The organism is Novosphingobium sp. BW1, assembly GCF_008107685.1.
Classification (GTDB): Bacteria; Pseudomonadota; Alphaproteobacteria; order Sphingomonadales; family Sphingomonadaceae; genus Novosphingobium.
Window position 1 is genome coordinate 1 of sequence record NZ_VIRF01000052.1, and the last position, 17,604, is coordinate 17,604.

Below are 17,604 nucleotides of genomic sequence, written 5' to 3' on the forward strand. Positions count from 1 at the left end.
TTGAATGCCGGGCTGTGGTTGCGCCGGGGTCGTCTGCTCATTCTCTGCTCCTGTCTCGCAGCCCATCTGGCTGCTCTCAGGCAGAAAATCCAATTATCTCAGTGTGCAGATTCTCCAGGCCACCTCTGTCGGCTGCCCGGCCGAAACGCTGCGCCGCTTTTGAGAAGACGCGGATCAAGCTGCTCGAGCCGGAGGTAAAGGAGTTGCGGCGCGCGAACGAGATCATGCGCAAGGCATCGGCGTATTTTGCGATGGTAGACCTGGACCGCCGCGAGAGTATTTCGATTGCCAAGTGGACTGTCGAACGATTGATGCGCGGCATGGGCCTGGCCGGCATGGGACGGGGGCAAGAAGATCGTCACGAAGGTCAGCAATGCCAAGGCACCGTGCCCGCTAGACAAGGTCAACCGGGCATTCCGCGTCGCCCGGCCTGACGCCTTGTGAGTGGTCGATTTCACGTACGTGCGCACCAGCGCAGGTTGCGGTTGCGTGGCCTTCGTGATCGACGCCTATAGGTGGCGTATTGGGGGCTGGAAGATCAGCACTTGGGCGAGCGCAGGGTTCGATCTGGATGCGCTGGGGCAGGCCGTTCATGCTCCTCGCCCCAGCGGACTTGAGGATGGCCTGATCCATCCCAGTGACAGGGGCGCTCAAGGCGGATTCAACCAGTCGTCGCAACACCAAGAAATTGGAAGGTAGCGAACATGGCTGGCCGAAAGCATGCCTTCCCCCGCGCTCACAGATCGCGACGGGGCCTGTTCTCGAAGTCCCACAGCGTTTCCAGTGAACCCAGACTTGGCGCGAGCGCGTCGTCAATGAGGGCAGGCAGGAGCGTTTCGCGATCACGTTTGGCTTGGATTAGGACCGCGAGTTTGACAGTCCACGGATCAGCCGGTCGAGCCCGTCTTCAAGCCGAGATCTCGGACAGGCGAAATTGGCGCGCAGGAAGCCTTCCCCCTCAACCCCATAGATTGAGCCGGGAGTGACCTGTACGCCGACCTCATGCACCAACCGTGCCGCCAGGGTTTCGCTGGAAGGCTCCAGTTTTCGGCAGTCGAGCCACGCAAGGTACGTGCCCTCCTGGTCGATTACACCGATATGGGGAAGGCGCTCGGCGAAGGCTTGGCGCACCAAGCGGTAATTGCTTTCGAGGTACGCGACGAGCGCGCCCAGCCATCCTTCGCCTTCGCGATATGCCGCTGTCGTCGCCACCAATCCCATCGGGTTGAGATCGCGAATTTGATCCGCGGTCATCGCTTCTTGCAACCGCACTCGCAGTTGAGGATCGCCCGCGACGACGAACGCGTTCTGTAGCCCCGAAACGTTGAAGGCTTTGCCGGCCCCTGTGCAAGTGATGTAACTCGGCGCTGTGTCGTCATCCAGCGCGGCGAATGGCGTAAAGGGGTGGGCGCAGAACGCCAGATCGCCGTGGATCTCGTCGCTCACCACCATGACTTCGTGGCGCGCGCAGATCCGGGCGACCTGTTCGAGCTCGGCTCGTGTCCACACGCGGCCTCCCGGGTTGTGCGGATTGCAGAGTAAAAGCATGCGTGCCTGGGGAGACGCAGCCTTTCGTTCCAGATCCGCAAAATCCATTTCATAGCGGTTATTGCGCAATACCAGAGGGTTATCGATACGCCTGCAACCGACGTGGTTCATCGCGGAAAGGAAGCGATTGTAGACAGGCGGCTGCACGATCACGCCATCGCCGGGCGCGCACAAAGCCCGCAGGATTGTCTGGATTGCAGGCGCTACGCCGATCATCGGGATGATACTGTCTTGCCGCAGGTGTACGCCGTGGCGCCGCGCGAACCAACCTGCAATCGCCTCGAAATAGGCGCTGTCCGGTGTGGGGTAGCCGAACACGCGGTGTGCGACCCGCGCTTCGAGCGCCGCGATCACGGCCGGTGCGGTGCGAAAGTCCATGTCCGCGATCCACATCGGCAGAATGTCTGCATCATCCTGCCATTTGGCCGAGTCCGATTGCTTGCGGTCCACGGGGGTGTCGAAGTCGAAAGGCTCCTTAGTCACAGCGGGCAACTCCGCTTCCATGCCATGGTGCGGTGACAATAGCCTTGTTTGGGCCGCTCGGATGCGGCACCCTTGGCTGATGAACGGCGAAGCCAGCCAAGCCGCGTGCAGCGCCGCGCCTTCCCATTGCATTCACCATCCGCCGATGCCGCGGCGTTCGATGGTCATTGCCGCGCTCTCGACGGTGGTCGAGTGGTATGACTTCACGCTCTATCTCTATTTTGCGACTGTGCTGGCGCGGGTTTTCTTCGCAGCGGACGGACATTCGATGACGCAAACGCTGGGCGGCTTCGCGGTTGCCTACCTGCTTCGTCCCATCGGCGCCCTGGTATTCGGTCACCTTGGCGACCGCTTCGGGCGGCGCGTTGCGATGCTGGGTTCCATGGCGTTGATGACTGCCGCTATGCTGGCGACGGCCGTCCTGCCGACCTACGCGCAGGCAGGTCCGGTCGCGGGGGGGCTGCTGGTGCTGTTGCGCTGCGTGATGTCGTTCTCGGTCGGTGGCGAATATACCGGGGTTGTCGCCTACCTGCTCGAAGGTGCGCATGCGCATCGCCGTGGCCTCGTTGCTAGCTGCGCGTCGGCCTCGAGCGAGATCGGCGCTCTCTTGGCAGCGAGCGCCGCGGCACTGACGGTCTGGATCATGCCGTCCGATGCCCTCGTCGAATGGGGCTGGCGGATCCCGTTCCTGTTTGGCGGTGCCCTGGCCGGCTGTGTGCTGATTGCACGCGCCGCGCTTGCCGAGACGCCCGAGTTCGATGCCCAGAAGCGGGGCGGTACAGTCCCCGATCGGCCAATCCGGCACATCCTGTCGGGCCATCGTACGGCGGTAGCACGTGGCTTTGCGATCTCGGCCCTGGGCTCGATCACTTACTATGTGGGTATCACCTACGTGCCCGTGTTTCTCGATGCGACCGGGACCATGCCTGAGACGCAGGCCCTCTCCATCTCCACCCTGGCCGCACTTACCGTGATCCTGGTGACGCCGCTGACGGGTATTCTCTCGGACCGTATCGGCCGTCGCCCGGTGCTCGTCGTGCTGGCGCTTGTCGCGATCGTGCTGCCCTCCCTCCTCTTTGCGGGGATGACCGCCAATGGGCTCGCGACCTGGACGGGTGCGCTTCTGATGGCGGCGCTCGGTGGAGCCGTCAGCGCGGTCGGGGCGGTCACCACCGCCGAACTGTTCCCGGGCGAGGGGCGTCTTAGCGGCCTTGCTCTGGGCGCGACAAGCGCAACGGCCATCTTTGGAGGCCTGACCCCCGTGATCGCGCATCTTGTGGTGACCGGGACCGGTTGGGCCGGAGCGCCTGGCGCAATGATATCGGCTGTCGCCCTGTGCGTCATTGCGGTGTTCGTGCGGATGCCCGAAACCGCTCCCGTTCGCCAAGCCCGCTAACCCCTCATCCGCACTTCGGATCGCAAGCCCGGGCGAGTAAGAGGGAATAGTCCCCATCTGCATCGCTCCAATGACTATGCGTTGTCCAGCCTCCTGCGGCGAGCAGCTCTTCCATCCCCTGAGGCGTGTACTTATGGCAGTTCTCGGTGTGAATGGTCTCCCCACGGACCATGGTGAACGGCGTGCCAGCGACCTCGAAGCGGACATCGTGGAGTGCCTCAAGGTGCATCTCGATACGGCTGCGCTCTGCGTTCCAACGAGCTACGTGGCGGAAGTGATTGATCGGTATCGAACCCTCGAGCTCCCGGTTGATACGGGTCAGCAGGTTGAGATTGAACTGGGCGGTAATGCCCAGTGCATCATCATAGGCGGCAATGAGCCGGTCCGGCTCCTTTGCGCGGTCCATGCCGATAAGAAGCCAGGCGCCATCGCCAAGCGTACGATGCATGGCGCGCAGCATGTCGACTGCTTCCGCGTGTAGCAGATTGCCGATGGTCGAGCCGGGAAAGAAGCCGAGCGCTTCGGGTGCTGCGCTGTCGGAAGATTTCACGCAGGAAGGCAGCGGCACTTCCTGCATGAAATCGCCTTCGACGGGCAGGATTTCCAGTTTCGGGAAGCGCGCGCGCAGCTCGGCACAGGCCGCCTCCATGAATTCGCCGCAGATATCTATGGGGACGTAGGTCGTTTTCGGCATGTGTTCGAGAAGAATGCGCGTCTTGAGCGAGCTTCCCGATCCGAATTCGACGACCGGCGCGTCCGCTCCGCTCTGGCGCACGACGTCCGCGCTGTGGGCGCGCAGCAGCGAGGTCTCGGTGCGGGTCGGATAGTATTCCGGGGCCTGGGTGATCTCCTCGAAGATCTCCGAGCCCGTCTCGTCGTAAAGCCAACGGGCCGGGATGGACTTGGCCCGCCCCGCCAGACCGCGGAGCACATCTGCCCGAAAGGCATGGTCAAAGGAGGGATGAGGCGATTTGATGGTCGCGTCGAGCAGTGATGTGGCCATGTCTAGAGATCCCTTGCAAGCCGTAGGCCGGTGAATTGCCAGCGCTGATGCGGGTGGAAGAAATTGCGGTAGGTCGCGCGCACGTGACCGCGCGGGGTCGCGCAGCTCCCACCACGCAGGACGAACTGGTTGGACATGAACTTGCCGTTGTATTCCCCGACCGCGCCAGGGGCCGTACGAAAGCCGGGCCAAGGACGATAGGCAGACCCTGTCCATTCCCAGACGTTGCCGTACAACGAAGTAAAATCCCCTTCCGGACTTTCGGCGCGTGGCTGCACAGCTTCGGCTCGGTCAAGTTGGACCCCGGCTGTTGGAGCATGGCGTCTGGCCGCCGCTTCCCATTCCTGCTCGGTTGGGAGGCGTGCCCCGGCCCACGTCGCGTAAGCGTCCGCTTCGTAGAACGAGATGTGGGTGACGGGTGCGTCGAGGTCGATCATTTGCCACCCCGAAAGCGTGAAGGTCTCATGCGTCTCCGGCTCGCCCTGCCCACGCCAATAGAGCGGAGCCGTGACGCCCTCGCTGCGGACCCAGTCCCACCCATCGGACAGCCATAGGGAGGCTGCCTCATACCCGCCATCGGCGATGAAGGCGCACCATTCGCGGTTGGTGACAGGGCGATTGGCAAGCGCGTGGCGCGAAAGCCATTGCGTGTGCGCTGGTCCCTCGTTGTCGAACGCAAATCCCTCGCCAGTGTGGCCAAAGGTGCCAGCACCGCTCGGCCCCTCCAGCCACCTGAGTTCGACGCCGCCGCTCGTGGACGGCGCGGGGCCTTCCTTGCGGAAGGCCGGGCCGAGCGGGTTGCAGGAAAAGAGATGCTTCAGGTCGGTCAGGAGCAGTTCCTGGTGCTGCTGTTCGTGCTGCAGGCCCAGTTCCAAGAGGACGGCGTGGTTTTCCTGAAGGTCGGGCCAGACGCGCTCAAGCGCGGCATCGACATGCGCGCGATAGGAGAGGACCTCCTCCAGGGTGGGACGGGTGAGCAGGCCGCGATCGGGGCGGGCGAGCCGGGCGCCTTCGGCTTCGTAGTAGCTGTTGAAGAGGAAGGGCCACTTTTCGTCGAACAGGCGATAGTCGGATCGCGTGTCGCGAAGCAAGAACGTCTCGAAGAACCAGGTCGTGTGGGCCAGATGCCATTTGACCGGAGAAGCATCGGGCATCGACTGCACGGTCGCGTCGGCCTCATTGAGGCCATGGGCAAGGGCGACGCTGAGTTCGCGGGTTTTTCTGAAACGCATGAATTCGGGTGGACTGGTCCGGACCCGTTCGGTTTCAGCGGGCGCGAATGGAGCGCGGGGTGAATACATGCCTTCGGCCTCAATCCCGGTGGACGTTCGGTATGACCGTCCTTCCCAGACAAATGTCGGTCACCGTGAAAGTTCCAAGGCTATACCGGACATAGACCTGAGTGTTGACTGCCACTGAGAAGTGACCCGGGATTTCCATTGAGAATTGACCCGGGTGGATAAGGTTTATGTGCTGCCGTTTCCGGGCAGGTTCAAAATGCGGGCTTCTCCTTTTTGGCTTTGGGCGTCGCGGTGCTGGCACGGAAGCGGAAGCTGTCATTTCCGGTTTCCAGGATGTGGCAGTGGTGGGTAAGCCGATCAGCACGACGTTGTCGGCGTTTTCCATGAAGTCGCCTTGGTGAAGCTGGCGAACAAGGGCTTCGTTGATCTCGCTGGCGGCAAAATCGAAGCCCGCCAGATCCTTGTAGGCCGGAAAGCGGACCGCTTTGATCTGATAGGCGATGGACCTCACCTCCCGTTCGGCCATCTCTGCCTTCAGGAGCCCAGACAGCATGGGCAAGGCAGCGTCGAAGGCAGGCGCGCTTGCTCGATCAGCTCGCCGGCGGCTTGAGCCATGCCGAACATCTTGAGGCTGCGCAGCATGACGACGATGGCCGCGCTGGCAGGATCATGACGCGCCCCTCTTGACGGATATGGGCGGATATCCCTCAGCCTGTCATAGCGCACGACATTGGCCTCGGGCTCCTGCGCCAGACACAGGGCCTGAGGCACATCGATCGGCGCTGCTGGAGGTGCCTTGCCGTCCAGCACGGCATAATCCTCGCTCCAGTCGAACTGGAAGGCCTCGCCAGGCTGGAGAACCAAAGGCACGAACGTCCCGCGCCCGCTGGTCTGCTGTTCATATTGAAGCTCGGCCCGCCATCTCCGTGCAAAGGCGGCCACCCGGTTATAGGAGCCATCGTAACCCAGCTTCACCAGATCACCGTACAACTGCTTGGCGGTCCGCTTCTGCTTGCGGGATTTCTTCGATTCCACTCGCAGCCAAGCCGTCAGCTTGTCCGCGAAGGGATCGAGTTTGCTGGGCCGTAACGGAACCTTGAAGCTGGGCTCAACCGTATCGGAGCGCAGATACTTGCAAATGGTGTTGCGGGACAGACCGGTCCGGCGCCTGATCTCCCGAATGGAGATCCCCTGTCGGAAATGCCACCGGCGGATCACACTGAGTAAGTCCATGTCGATCACTCCAAGACCCTCCGACTGGCACCCGGAAGGGAGGGAAACATGGGTCAATTCTCAGTGGTAATTTATAAGCGCTCCGGGTCACTTCTCAGTGGCAATCAACAGCTCAGGGTCTCGGCGTTGCGATCGCTTGGTGCACATCTCAATATCTACACCATCGAGTCGATGCTCGATGACCTGGCGAAGAAGGCGGGAAAAGATCCTCTCGCTTTCCGCCTTACCCACACGAAGGACGCGCGGGCGAGAGCGGTGATGCAGGCGGCGGCGAAGCGCTTCGGCTGGTCCAGACGCAAACGAGGCAATGGATGGCGTGGCTGCGGCATGGCTTTTGCCCGCTACAAGAATATCGGTGCCTATTGCGCGCTTGCCATGGAGATCGAGGTTGATCGGGAGACCGGTCGGATTTTCGTGGTGCGGGTCGGCGCCGCAGTCGATGCCGGTCAACCGGCCAGCCCCGACGGTCTTCGCAATCAGGTCGAAGGGGGAATCGTCCAGTCGCTCAGCTGGGCCATGTGCGAAGAGGTCACGTACGATGAGACCAAGCGGACCAGCTTTGATTGGGGAACATACCCCATCCTGCGTTTCCAGGATGTCCCGGACGAAATCGATGTAGAGGTGCTCGACAGGCCTGGGCTGCCGTTTCTGGGGGTGGGAGAAACGGCTCAGGGACCTGCCTCGGCGGCGCTGGCAAATGCCTTGTTCGATGCAACAGGGCTGCGGCTGCGGGACCTTCCGCTCACACCGGACAAGGTGAAGGCCGCGCTGGGCGTCTTGCCTCCTATCACGACTTAGAAAGGATAAATGCCATGCGCATTGCAATTGCCGGAGGTTCGATGGCCGGGCTCTTCGCGGCCGCGCTTCTGCAGCGCTCGGGCCATGAGGTGCACGTGTTCGAGCGCTCGGTCGCCGGTCTTGAAGGGCGCGGTGCGGGCCTGGTTGCGCAGGAAGATATCTACGCGATATTGCACGGTCTCGGGCTTGGGCATATCGCAGGTTTGGGCGTCGTCGCGCGTGAGCGGATAACACTACGGAGGGATGGTTCGATCGCTCGACATGATCCCCATCCGCAGATGCAGATGTCGTGGGACCTTCTGTTCCGCTCGCTAAGGGATACCTTGGCTCCAGGAACGTATTGCAAGGCGCAGGCCGTTCGCGCCGCAGGCACTTCGGAACAGGGTGCCTGGCTGAGGTTCGAGGATGGAACACGCCTTGAGGCTGATCTCGTGGTCGGCGCCGAAGGTCTCGCTTCAGTGGTCCGGGAAGCCGTCCTCGGCGACGACGACGCGCCGCCACGTTTTGCTGGCTATGTTGCCTGGCGAGCCTTGCTTCCCGAAGATCAGCTTAGTGCCGACACCTTTGAGATCCTGTCGGATCGCTTCGCGTTCTATCACATGCCGGGTGGTCAGGTTCTGGGCTATACGGTTGCCGGACTGAGCGGAGAGCAGGAGATAGGGGGCGAGGCGCTACAATTGCGTCTGGTACCGGCAGGTTGCACGGTTGGAGGATGTGCTGACCGACCGCGGCGGGCGTCTCCACCGCTTTCCTCTACCGCCCGGGGGGGGCTCGGATCAGGCGAGAACAGGGCTGTGCCGTGATGCCAGGCAATTTCTGCCGTTTGTGTTCGCAGATATTTTTGAACGCGAGGAGAAACCCTTCGTCCAGGCGATCTTCGACCGGGAAACCTCAGCGATGGTGCGAGGAAATCTGGCCTTGATCGGTGATGCGGGCTTCGTTGCGCGACCGCACACCGCCATGGGTGTGGCCAAGGCCGCAGGCGATGCCTTCGCGCTTGCCAAGGCTATCGATCAAGGGTGGAGTAAGGCCGCACGCCGAATGTTCGAGACCGAAAGGTTAGCGAGCGGCCGCGCGATCGTTGCTTACGGCCGTAGACTCGGGAGCCGCCTCGATGGCCCCGTCGAGGTATAGAAAAAGGAAGGAGACGCGATGCGCTCCCTCCCCTTCCTTCATCTTCAGGCAGCATCGACAAGGACGAGTTCGCTGTCTTCCTTCGCGGTGACATGGATCACGTCCAGGTCGCGGATGGCGAGACCATCGCGGGCCTTGGCATGGATTTCGTTTCCATCGGCATCTGTCACTGCAATCGCGCCCGTGGCCGGTACGAGATAGGCCTTGCGATCCGAGCCGATCACGTATTCGGCACTCTCTCCGGCCTTGAGCGTTGCCGCCACGACGCGCGCATCTGTGCGAATTGGCAGTGCGTCACCTTCTTCCTCGTAACCGGAGGCGAGCGTGACGAACTGACCGGCCCGGTCACCCTTTGGAAAGGGACGGGCCCCCCAGCTAGGCGCATCGCCCGAACGAGTAGGCATGATCCAGATCTGAAAAATCCGTGTGGTGACATTTTCCCGGTTGTATTCGGAATGCCGGATGCCGGTGCCGGCACTCATGACCTGCACATCACCAGCCTCGGTCCGCCCCTTGTTGCCAAGGTTGTCTTCATGGGTGATCGCGCCTTCACGGACATAAGTAATGATCTCCATGTCGCGGTGGGGATGCGGCGCGAAGCCGGTGTGCGGCGCGATGGTGTCATCATTCCAGACACGCAGGTTGCCCCAGTGCATCCGGGAGGGATCGTGGTAGCCGGCAAAAGAAAAGTGATGCTTGGCGTCAAGCCACCCGTGATTTTCGCCGCCAAGGTTCTCAAAAGGACGAAGCTCGATCATGGCATTGTCTCCTTGGGAGCCGGTGGATTGGGGCGCTCCCTACGAAGACCTATGTATAGGTTGTGAGCTTTTTCGCTCAGATGGATAAAGTCGTTCAATCTTTTCGAGGAATTGGAAAAGTGAGCGAACCTGGTACTCCCACATTCGATCAGTTGAATATTTTTCTCACAGTGGTGGATCGCGGCAGTTTTGCCGCGGCCAGCCGCGAGCTGAACCGGGCCGTTTCTGTCATTAGCTATGGCATCGGCAACCTTGAGGTGCAGCTTGGAGTGACGCTCTTCGCCCGTGAGGGGACGCGCAAGCCTAAACTGACTGAGGAGGGAGAGGCACTCTTGGCCGAGGCCCGGGCGATTGCGCAAGGCATCCGTGGCCTGCAGGCCAAGGTGAAGGGCTTGCTCGACGGTCTTGAGGCGCAGGTAAGTCTGGCGGTCGACGTGATGTTGCCAGCCGAGCGTGTGGGCGCAGTTCTGCATCGCTTCGCTGCCAGGTTTCCTACCGTTCAGCTGCGGTTGCATGTCGAAACGCTGGGGGCGGTGACCTCCCTGGTGCTCGAACGCGACGCAGTAATCGGGATATCGGGGCCTCTTTCGGCTGGTGTTGTGGGCATTGACAGTCGCGCGGCAGGTTCGGTGGCGATGATTCCCGTGGCAGGGGCCGACCATCCGCTTGCCCGGATGCTGACCATTCCGCCCGGAGAGGGGCGTGAACACACACAGCTGGTTCTCTCGGATCGTTCGCGCTTTACCGAAGGTCGCGATTTCTCCGTATTCAGCACGAGAACATGGCGTCTCGCCGATCTTGGGGCGAAGCGCGCGCTGCTTTGTCAGGGGATCGGCTGGGGCAACATGCCAGCGGCCATGATCGCTGAAGATCTTGCCGCAGGCCGTCTGGTACGTCTTGATATGCCGGACCACGTGGGTGAGACCTATCGCTTCTGGGGTATCTGGCGCAGTGACTTGCCGCCGGGCCCAGCGGGGCAATGGCTGCTCGATCAATTGGTGAATCACGGGCAGGGCGACGCACCGCCGGGCGGGGTGGGCGATGTCTGAACCACAGGATTTGGAGCAAGATCCGTTTGCCGCCGGGATGAACGCGCGTCGGCTCGAGGCATTCACCGATGGGGTCGTGGTGATCATAATCACCATCATGGTGCTCCAGTTGCGCGTACCAAACGAGGGCACTCTTGCGGCGCTGCGCGAAAGTGCACCGGTCCTGCTGGCGTATCTCCTCTCGTTCATCAACGTGGGTCTCTACTGGAACAATCACCACCACTTGATGCACGCTGCAGGGCGCATTGACGGTCGGGTGCTCTGGGCAAATCTGTTCCTGCTGTTCTGGCTTTCCCTGGTCCCTTTCGTGATCCGCTGGCTCGATGCTTCGGATTATTCTGCGATGGCGAGAGCGGCTTACGGTGTCGTGCTGGGCATGGCGGCGGTAGGCTACAGTTTGACCGAGCGCATGATCATTGCCTGCAATGGCAGGCGTTCGGTGCTGGCACGCGCGCTTGGATGCGATCATAAGAGCCAGATCAGCATCCTGCTCTACGGATTGGCGATACCGATCGCGTTTCTGGCCCGGCCCGTGGCCATCGCATTCTACCTTATGATTATCCTGCTCTGGATTGTTCCGGATCGTCGGATCGAAGTCATTTTGCGGGAATGAACGCAGGCAAACTGAAGACTGCCGGACTCTTGGGCGGAAAAACGCCCCCAAACCACCGTATGATGTTGAGGAGGCCTTCCATAGGGCAATCTCGCTGGCGATATTTTCTATGGGGAAGGACGCATCGTGCATGCAAACATCATGGCCTTTGGGCTGGATCGCGCAGTCGAAGGAACGTCGTCAGCTGATTTCGAGCTGATGGAAGCCGGACAGGTCTGTATCATCGACGATGATGAGGGCGTTCGCGCGTCCCTGTCGAGCCTTCTTCGAGCCTCGGGGTATACCGTCCAGACATGCCGGGCGCCCGAGCAGTTTCGCGCCGAAGACCTGGGGGCAATGCCGAGCTGCCTTGTCCTTGACGTACAGATGCCAGGAGAAAGCGGCCTAGACTTTCAGGAGCGGCTGTGTGCCAGCGGCTTTGCCGTGCCTGTGATCTTTATCACGGGGCATGGCGACATCCCGATGACCGTGCGCGGGATGCGCGCTGGCGCGGTCGATTTCCTGCCAAAGCCTTTCACTGAAAATGACCTGCTCGAAGCGGTCGGAAGGGCGCTTGACGTGGACCGCGAGCGCTTACGCCGGGAAGCCATCGTGAACGACCTGCAAAGCCGCCACGATGCGCTCACTCCTCGTGAGAAGGAAGTCATGGCTCTCGTCATTACAGGGCTCATGAACAAGCAGGTGGCTGGACATCTCGACCTTTCGGAAATCACGGTGAAGATCCACCGGGGCAACGTGATGCGCAAGATGGGGGCGCAGTCTCTGGCTGATCTGGTACGCATGGCAGAAAGCCTTGGTATCCGGGATACGAGCATCCATCGTTTCGGACCAAAGGGCGGCTGAGGCACGACGCGGCGAGGTTCCTCGCCGCGTTGCGCATCATTGCGTCACATCACTTTGGCAGGACGTCCACTTTCGTAGAGGAACCAGCAGCGTCGTTCCGTCTCGTCGATCCAGACTTCGACGAGGCTGGTGGACGCGACATCGTTGTAGCTTGCGCACAGCTCATGGACGCGGCGCAACTCGGAAACGAGCAGTTTGTTGTCCCCATGCAGTTCGGCGAGCATTCCCGTCGGATCGACATAGGCCGCGTTGTTATCCAGGATGCGCTGGCGGCGCGCTACATCGGAAATTGAGCGGATTGTCGTCCCACCAAGCTTACGAGTTCGCTCGGCCAGTAGGTCGGTCATGCCGAAGATCTGGTCGCTCTGTTCGTCGAGCAGAAGGTGATAGTCGCGGAAATGATGGCCGCTCATGTGCCAGTGAAAGTTCTTTGTCTTGAAATAGAGTGCAAAGACATCGGCGAGGATGGCCGTGAGGGCTGCCGAGATATCACGGGTTGCATCGCGGCCAAGGTCAGTTGGGGTGCCGAGGAAACGCTCTGAAACCGTTGGGGCTGAGGTGGTTTCAGAGATGGGGGGGCGGGTCATGGGAATGCTCCTGGTTTGATCGGCGAAACCAATTCGCCGATATCGCCAGTGAATTTATGTGGCTTCCCGGGCAGGCCAATCCAAACGAAGGTTTGCCCTGCCGGTCCATCTTAGCTGTTGAGGGCTCAGATCTGTAGCGTTCTTGCAATAGCTTCGAGCAAGGTGTCCGGATCGACCGGCTTGGTAAGGAACGCTGCCGCTCCACCTTCCAGGGCGCGTTGGCGGGCCTGGCAAGTTGGGTAGGCCGTGATGAGGATGATGGGAGGGCTGATCGATTTACGCTCCGAGAGCCAAACTTGCAGGGCCAGGCCGTCGGTTTCGGGCATGTTGAGGTCGGTGACCACGCAGGATATTTCTTCGAGAAGAGGGCTTTGCATAAGCTCTCGAGCACTCGCAAATGGCTGCGTGCGCATGCCTTCAGAGCGTAGCAGGCTGTCCAGACTGCCGCGCACACCGGCATCGTCGTCGACGACCGCTACTAGGGGGGGCAACAAGCGCACGGTGGCCAAGGTGTTCTCCAGCATATCCGACCAGAACGTCAAAGCGCCGGTACAGGTTCCGTCTGCGCGACGCACAGCGGGCAAGCCATCATACGCAGGTGTTAGTGCTGGGGCACCAGCCCTTCGGAGCCTCCATGAACGTGGTCCGTTTTCATCGGGAGGACGAAAACGAAGGTCGCGCCGCCTTTTGCATTGCTCCTAGCTTCGATGGAACCTTCATGCTGGCCCATGATCGTACGACAGATTGCGAAGCCCATGCCCATGCCATCGCGCTTTGTCGTGAAGAAGGGGGTGAACAGATTGTCTTGTCCAGCTGCCAGGCCGTGCCCTGTGTCATGAACTTCCACAGCGATATGTTTTTCGGCCTTTCGAAAGGCACGAACCGTCAGATGACGCCGCTCCTCAGGCGTATCCAGCATGGCCTGACGCGCATTGATGAGAAGATTGAGCAGGACTTGCTGCAGTTGGACCTTGTCACCTGTAACCGGGGGCAGGTCGCTTTCGATGTTGAGTGTCAGGGTGACACCCTTGGTCGTCATTTCGCGTTGAACCAGTTCAAGGGTTTCCGCGATCAGCGTCGAAAGGGAGATTTGAGCGTGGCGAACGTCGCTGTTGCGCGCGAGGTCACGGATGCGGGCAATAACCTGCGCGGCGCGTTCAGCGTTGGCCGTGATCGCGCTGAGACACTCGGATACTTCATGGGCATCGGGCGCCTCGCGCGCGAGCCAGCGCGCGGCCGAGCGAGCATAGGTAATCGTCGCGGTCAGAGGTTGGTTCACTTCGTGGGCAATAGAAGCGGCCAATTCACCAAGGATCGTTACGCGTGATATATGTGCCAATTCGATTTGCGCGGCGGCGAGACGTTCCTGTGCACGTTTGCGCTCGGTGATGTCAGCGCCCATGATAAGAATGCGCTTCCAGCCGTCGTGATCGGGCGGGATCGTGACCTGAAGCAGGATGTCGAATTCGCGGCCGGTTCGGCTGACGAAGCGAGTTTCTTCCTCGACGCTTGAGGCGCCATGCATCAAGGCCTCGTAGATCCGGACGAGAGCCTCGCTTGTCGCGGGAGTGGCAAGTTCCAAGAGGCTTCGTCCGACGAGGTCTTCCCTGCGTTCAAACCCGAAAAGGCAGGCCGCTGCGAGATTGGCGTTCTTTACGAACGCAGCGGCAAAGGCCAGTTCGACCGTGCAGGCATCGATAGGATGCCCCTTGTGCAAGAGGCCGTGAGCGCCTGACCAATCCGATTCCCAGATAGGAAATCCGCCGGCTGCGAAGATCGTGCGGTAACGTGCGTCGGCCCGTTCGCGCTCTTCCACCTCGCGCAATTGGCGCAGGACGAGGACCGTCGTTATCATCAGAGCGACGAGGCTGACGCCCAGACGCATCGCGGGAGAGCCCAGAGGGGCGCCCCAATGCGACGCACAGTATCCGGCTATCGCGAGGCTGGCGCATCCTGCCGCAGCCATGACGATGGGGGCCTGGCGGTGCGTCAATCCGACGAGCACGATGACCGAAGTGTACAGTACAGCAACAGCGCCCTGCAACGGGCTGAGGATGTCGAGCGTACAAATGCCAAGGGCAAGACCGATTGCGAGCAATATGAAAAAATGCCCCTTGCGGTACTCACCATTGTCTTCATCCGACATGTGCGCCTCCCTGTCCCTTCCAGCTACTCGCCGGGCACTGAAGCGTGCGGCGCCGTCCGGAGGTGCCTCGGGCGTACCGGGAGGACAACCGCTACCTTCGGTTAGGTTGGCACGCTCGAAAAAGACTCCGCGGAGTAAATCTTCAAGATCAGGAAGGCAGCCGAAGTGCGAGCGTGAAGCGTGTGCCGGGGTGTAGGTCCTGCCACATGGTAATGGCCCCGATCCGTTCGGCGAGAAGGCCAATCAGCCGCGAGCCGAAGCCGGAATCGGAGCCGATGGAATTGTGTGTCATGCCGATGCCGTCGTCTTCGACGGCAAGTTCGAGTGCCTGTCCTCCCGAACGGCGCAGGGCAACGCGTATGTGGCCCGTCTGGGTGGGGTGGTAGGCGTACTTGCACGCATTGAGGACGCATTCCGACGTGATGAGGCCAAGCGCTGCGCCCACATTGGCCTGGACATGGATGGCATCGGCGTTGAGCTGGATCTGACGTGCGACCAACTCGTCGCAACAGCCCAGTTCAATCTGCCGGGTCAATTCACCCAGATAGCCCCCGATCTCGATTGTATCTGCTTTGGTGACGCGGGTCAGATGCCGGTGTGCAGTGGCAATGGCGCCCGTTCGCGCGAGCAGGCGGTCGAAGGCTGCTGCGGCTCCCGTATCGGTTGTATCGCGTTTTTCCGCAGAGATGATCGCCATGAGCAGTTGTAGATTATTGGCGATGTGGTGATCGCTTTCGTGCGCCAGCGTGGCGGCATCGAGATCTTCGCTTGCGTGAGAGGCATGAAACACAGGCATGGTTTTTCCCTTCCGACCTCGTGTCGACATTTTGTGCATGGCTGCCAATGTTCGCAGGATCGAGTAGATGGGCCATCATACACTGGTGTTGGTTTCCTACGAGGATCCCCAAACTTGCGTATGATGGTGTTCGCCGTCCGAACTTGCGAAAAGGTGGCAGGCAGCAAAGGACGTTTCAGGAAGAACCGGATCACCGGCTTCGCGTGTTTTTTGCTCCTGACCTGGGAATGGAACTGTCCCATCCCCCCGACCCGCGTTCCATTCCCGAGCCGGGCAGCTGGCCGCATCCGTTCCGCCCCAAGACGATGCGCGCCCGCTGCCCGGCCCCCTTTTAGCGACCGTCAGTTTTCCATGTATTTGGCGATGGTCTGGGCGGCGAGCACGAGCTCGACCACGTTGCGCAAAGCGAGCTTTTTCATCAGGCTGCAACGATGGAGTTTCACGGTGATCTCGCTGATCTTCAATTCCCAGGCGATCTGCTTGTTCATCAGTCCACGCACAACACCTTTCATGACCTGCCGTTCGCGCGGAGTAAGCCGGTCGAACCGGTCAAGGAGGGGCTGGTCGCGCATCCTTGCACGATCACTGTCAAGGGCCCGGCCTACAGCTGCGAGAAGGGCCGTATCCTGGAAAGGCTTGGGTAGATAATCGGTGGCGCCGGCCTTCATGGCCTGCACGCCCGACGCGAGATCTGCAGCGCCCGTCATGAACACAACTGGGATTGATTGATTGCAATTCCGCAACTGGGCGTGAAGTTGCGGGCCGCTCATCCGGGGCATCCGTACGTCTGCCAGGAGGCAGCGAAGGCAACCGGGAAGGGGTTTGTCGAGCAGGTCCTGCGCCGAGGAGAAGCAATAGACGCGATGTCCCTCGCTACGCAGAAGGCTCTCCAAAGCCTTGCGGATCGAACTGTCGTCATCGACGATCAGAACTGCCGTAGGTTCGGCACCTTCGGACTGAGTCTGCATGTTTGTACGCCTCCACGCGGGGACAGTGGAGAACTCGTGAGTCAGCAGCAATTCCCCCAATCGAGTGATTTATGTGCGGTAAGGCAAGGCAGAGGCCGGATCACGCGCGAAAAGAAACGTTGCGCCAAGGGCCAATACGCCAGCCAGCGCGAGGGGAGCATAGAGACCCACATGGAGCAGGAGCGCCGCACCGAGGACTGCGCCCAGCAAAATCGCCAGGACCGCGCCGATGCGTCGCGGGAGGGAACTTCGTTTGCCCGGGACAGGGCGATCGGCGGCAATGCCGGTTATGGTGAGCGTGAGGACGGTGGTAGTGAGGTCTGCAACTTTCAACTGACGCACGGTGGCGTTGCGCAGCCCCATGGCGAAACCGGTCAAGGCTATGACGACCATAAGATCGGATGTGATGCCTGCGGTGGAAGGTGAAATGGGAAGCGAAAGCAGGGCTGCCAGACACAGCAAAGCTGCCTCCAATGCCGCGACCGCGAGTAGCCAGCGTCGCAGGGGGCGTTCGATATGACGGCGCGCGATCCATCCTCCGTACGCGGCGCCAAGCATGAACGCGACCAGTGCTAGCAGTGAGGGCGCGATTTTGAAGCCCGGGGTGCCTGCCGCCGCGAAACCGAGGAACACGATGTTTCCCGTCATATTAGCGGTAAAGACCTTGCCCAGTCCGAGGACTGAGGCGGCATCGACGAGACCTGTCGTGGCCGAGAGGAGCAGGAGCAATCGAGGAAGCGATGCGGGGATGGGCGTGGCCATTCAGGTTTCCTTTCAAAAACGGAAATTGGCTTCGAGCCCAGACATTGTAATCGTGCGCGAGGGACCGGTCTGGTGAATGAAGGCACCCGGTGCGAACAGGGACAGTGAACCTGAAAGCTCTAGTGGATTGATCGGAACAGATGATTCCGTTTTCGGGATTCCCTTGAACGGGGGGACATGCGAAGATGGCGCATGCGAACGGGCATCCAGATTGAGGTTACAGGACCGGACACCAAGCGGCTCGAC

At 61.0% G+C, this 17,604-nt stretch carries 18 protein-coding genes and 3 pseudogenes; 8 read left to right on the plus strand and 13 right to left on the minus strand.

What is annotated here, in order from left to right:
• Positions 1-134 precede the first annotated feature (134 nt).
• A pseudogene (locus FMM79_RS04715) lies at positions 135-654 on the plus strand (IS3 family transposase); the annotation flags it as partial.
• A 204-nt stretch (positions 655-858) separates the two neighbouring features.
• On the opposite strand, the gene FMM79_RS04720 reads toward FMM79_RS04715, so the two are convergent.
• Entirely contained in the window at positions 859-2,163 is a 1,305-nt protein-coding gene (locus FMM79_RS04720; protein WP_205466485.1) for a MalY/PatB family protein, read from the minus strand.
• A gap of 13 nt (positions 2,164-2,176) precedes the next feature.
• Between FMM79_RS04720 and FMM79_RS04725 the strand changes: the two genes are divergently transcribed.
• On the plus strand, positions 2,177-3,427 hold the full coding sequence (locus FMM79_RS04725; protein WP_148626401.1) for an MFS transporter: 1,251 nt from the start codon (positions 2,177-2,179) through the stop codon (positions 3,425-3,427).
• Positions 3,428-3,431: 4 nt separating this feature from the next.
• Here the strand turns inward: FMM79_RS04725 and egtD are convergent, their stop codons facing one another.
• The 4 genes and pseudogenes from egtD to FMM79_RS04745 form a co-directional block, all read right to left on the minus strand.
• Positions 3,432-4,430, minus strand: coding sequence for an L-histidine N(alpha)-methyltransferase (gene egtD / locus FMM79_RS04730; RefSeq protein WP_148626402.1), 999 nt, complete (start codon positions 4,428-4,430; stop codon positions 3,432-3,434).
• Between the two features lie 2 nt (positions 4,431-4,432).
• Positions 4,433-5,662: an ergothioneine biosynthesis protein EgtB gene (gene egtB / locus FMM79_RS04735; protein WP_205466487.1), complete on the minus strand. Its 1,230-nt coding sequence runs from the start codon at positions 5,660-5,662 to the stop codon at positions 4,433-4,435.
• A gap of 349 nt (positions 5,663-6,011) precedes the next feature.
• Positions 6,012-6,313: pseudogene (locus FMM79_RS04740) on the minus strand (ATP-binding protein); the annotation flags it as partial.
• A 153-nt stretch (positions 6,314-6,466) separates the two neighbouring features.
• Positions 6,467-6,904 (minus strand): annotated as a pseudogene (locus tag FMM79_RS04745) (IS21 family transposase); the annotation flags it as partial.
• Between the two features lie 48 nt (positions 6,905-6,952).
• On the opposite strand from FMM79_RS04745, the gene FMM79_RS04750 reads away from it, so the two are divergent.
• The 3 genes from FMM79_RS04750 to FMM79_RS21560 are packed head-to-tail and all read left to right on the plus strand — an operon-like array spanning position 6,953 to position 8,836.
• A complete protein-coding gene (locus tag FMM79_RS04750; protein WP_148626404.1) occupies positions 6,953-7,702 on the plus strand; it encodes a molybdopterin cofactor-binding domain-containing protein in 750 nt (249 codons plus the stop codon).
• A 14-nt stretch (positions 7,703-7,716) separates the two neighbouring features.
• Positions 7,717-8,505 carry an FAD-dependent monooxygenase gene (locus FMM79_RS04755; RefSeq protein WP_205466489.1) on the plus strand — a complete coding sequence of 263 codons (789 nt, stop codon included), beginning with the start codon at positions 7,717-7,719 and terminating at the stop codon, positions 8,503-8,505.
• Positions 8,417-8,836, plus strand: coding sequence for a hypothetical protein (locus FMM79_RS21560; RefSeq protein ID WP_371710828.1), 420 nt, complete (start codon positions 8,417-8,419; stop codon positions 8,834-8,836). The genes FMM79_RS04755 and FMM79_RS21560 overlap by 89 nt, the downstream gene beginning before the upstream one ends.
• Positions 8,837-8,880: 44 nt before the next feature.
• Here the strand turns inward: FMM79_RS21560 and FMM79_RS04760 are convergent, their stop codons facing one another.
• Positions 8,881-9,594, minus strand: coding sequence for a pirin family protein (locus FMM79_RS04760; RefSeq protein WP_148626405.1), 714 nt, complete (start codon positions 9,592-9,594; stop codon positions 8,881-8,883).
• A gap of 119 nt (positions 9,595-9,713) precedes the next feature.
• On the opposite strand from FMM79_RS04760, the gene FMM79_RS04765 reads away from it, so the two are divergent.
• The 3 genes from FMM79_RS04765 to FMM79_RS04775 all read left to right on the plus strand — a co-directional run bounded on the left by FMM79_RS04765 (position 9,714) and on the right by FMM79_RS04775 (position 12,099).
• A complete protein-coding gene (locus FMM79_RS04765) occupies positions 9,714-10,643 on the plus strand; it encodes a LysR family transcriptional regulator (protein ID WP_148626406.1) in 930 nt (309 codons plus the stop codon).
• A complete protein-coding gene (locus FMM79_RS04770) occupies positions 10,636-11,256 on the plus strand; it encodes a TMEM175 family protein (RefSeq protein ID WP_240338983.1) in 621 nt (206 codons plus the stop codon). The genes FMM79_RS04765 and FMM79_RS04770 overlap by 8 nt, the downstream gene beginning before the upstream one ends.
• Positions 11,257-11,382: 126 nt before the next feature.
• On the plus strand, positions 11,383-12,099 hold the full coding sequence (locus FMM79_RS04775; RefSeq protein ID WP_371710831.1) for a response regulator transcription factor: 717 nt from the start codon (positions 11,383-11,385) through the stop codon (positions 12,097-12,099).
• 44 nt (positions 12,100-12,143) lie between these two features.
• On the opposite strand, the gene FMM79_RS04780 is transcribed toward FMM79_RS04775, so the two are convergent.
• From FMM79_RS04780 to FMM79_RS21565, 7 genes are all read right to left on the minus strand, one after another.
• Positions 12,144-12,686 (minus strand): Dps family protein, encoded by a 543-nt coding sequence (locus FMM79_RS04780; protein WP_148626407.1) that lies wholly within the window; start codon positions 12,684-12,686, stop codon positions 12,144-12,146.
• A gap of 125 nt (positions 12,687-12,811) precedes the next feature.
• Positions 12,812-13,228 carry a response regulator transcription factor gene (locus tag FMM79_RS04785; protein WP_162528444.1) on the minus strand — a complete coding sequence of 139 codons (417 nt, stop codon included), beginning with the start codon at positions 13,226-13,228 and terminating at the stop codon, positions 12,812-12,814.
• Between the two features lie 59 nt (positions 13,229-13,287).
• Positions 13,288-15,075, minus strand: coding sequence for a nitrogen regulation protein NR(II) (locus FMM79_RS04790; protein WP_148626409.1), 1,788 nt, complete (start codon positions 15,073-15,075; stop codon positions 13,288-13,290).
• Positions 14,981-15,628, minus strand: a complete 648-nt coding sequence (locus FMM79_RS04795) for a sensor histidine kinase (RefSeq protein WP_162528445.1) — start codon at positions 15,626-15,628, stop codon at positions 14,981-14,983. Before FMM79_RS04795 ends, FMM79_RS04790 begins: the two co-directional genes overlap by 95 nt.
• Before the next feature lie 341 nt (positions 15,629-15,969).
• Positions 15,970-16,596, minus strand: a complete 627-nt coding sequence (locus FMM79_RS04800) for a response regulator transcription factor (protein ID WP_148626411.1) — start codon at positions 16,594-16,596, stop codon at positions 15,970-15,972.
• Between the two features lie 69 nt (positions 16,597-16,665).
• Positions 16,666-17,358 (minus strand): YoaK family protein, encoded by a 693-nt coding sequence (locus FMM79_RS04805; protein ID WP_148626412.1) that lies wholly within the window; start codon positions 17,356-17,358, stop codon positions 16,666-16,668.
• A gap of 12 nt (positions 17,359-17,370) precedes the next feature.
• Positions 17,371-17,604 (minus strand): hypothetical protein (locus tag FMM79_RS21565; RefSeq protein ID WP_148626413.1); only part of this gene is annotated, 234 nt, incomplete at its 5' end.

What these genes read in the sequence shown, in the direction of transcription:
- FMM79_RS04720 (WP_205466485.1), bottom strand. Translation starts at nt 2,163, where the DNA reads ATGCAATGGGAAGGCGCGGCGCTGCACGCGGCTTGGCTGGCTTCGCCG.
- FMM79_RS04725 (WP_148626401.1), top strand. Translation starts at nt 2,177, where the DNA reads ATGCCGCGGCGTTCGATGGTCATTGCCGCGCTCTCGACGGTGGTCGAG.
- egtD (WP_148626402.1), bottom strand. Translation starts at nt 4,430, where the DNA reads ATGGCCACATCACTGCTCGACGCGACCATCAAATCGCCTCATCCCTCC.
- egtB (WP_205466487.1), bottom strand. Translation starts at nt 5,662, where the DNA reads ATGCGTTTCAGAAAAACCCGCGAACTCAGCGTCGCCCTTGCCCATGGC.
- FMM79_RS04750 (WP_148626404.1), top strand. Translation starts at nt 6,953, where the DNA reads ATGGGTCAATTCTCAGTGGTAATTTATAAGCGCTCCGGGTCACTTCTC.
- FMM79_RS04755 (WP_205466489.1), top strand. Translation starts at nt 7,717, where the DNA reads ATGCGCATTGCAATTGCCGGAGGTTCGATGGCCGGGCTCTTCGCGGCC.
- FMM79_RS04760 (WP_148626405.1), bottom strand. Translation starts at nt 9,594, where the DNA reads ATGATCGAGCTTCGTCCTTTTGAGAACCTTGGCGGCGAAAATCACGGG.
- FMM79_RS04770 (WP_240338983.1), top strand. Translation starts at nt 10,636, where the DNA reads ATGTCTGAACCACAGGATTTGGAGCAAGATCCGTTTGCCGCCGGGATG.
- FMM79_RS04780 (WP_148626407.1), bottom strand. Translation starts at nt 12,686, where the DNA reads ATGACCCGCCCCCCCATCTCTGAAACCACCTCAGCCCCAACGGTTTCA.
- FMM79_RS04795 (WP_162528445.1), bottom strand. Translation starts at nt 15,628, where the DNA reads ATGCCTGTGTTTCATGCCTCTCACGCAAGCGAAGATCTCGATGCCGCC.
- FMM79_RS04800 (WP_148626411.1), bottom strand. Translation starts at nt 16,596, where the DNA reads ATGCAGACTCAGTCCGAAGGTGCCGAACCTACGGCAGTTCTGATCGTC.
- FMM79_RS04805 (WP_148626412.1), bottom strand. Translation starts at nt 17,358, where the DNA reads ATGGCCACGCCCATCCCCGCATCGCTTCCTCGATTGCTCCTGCTCCTC.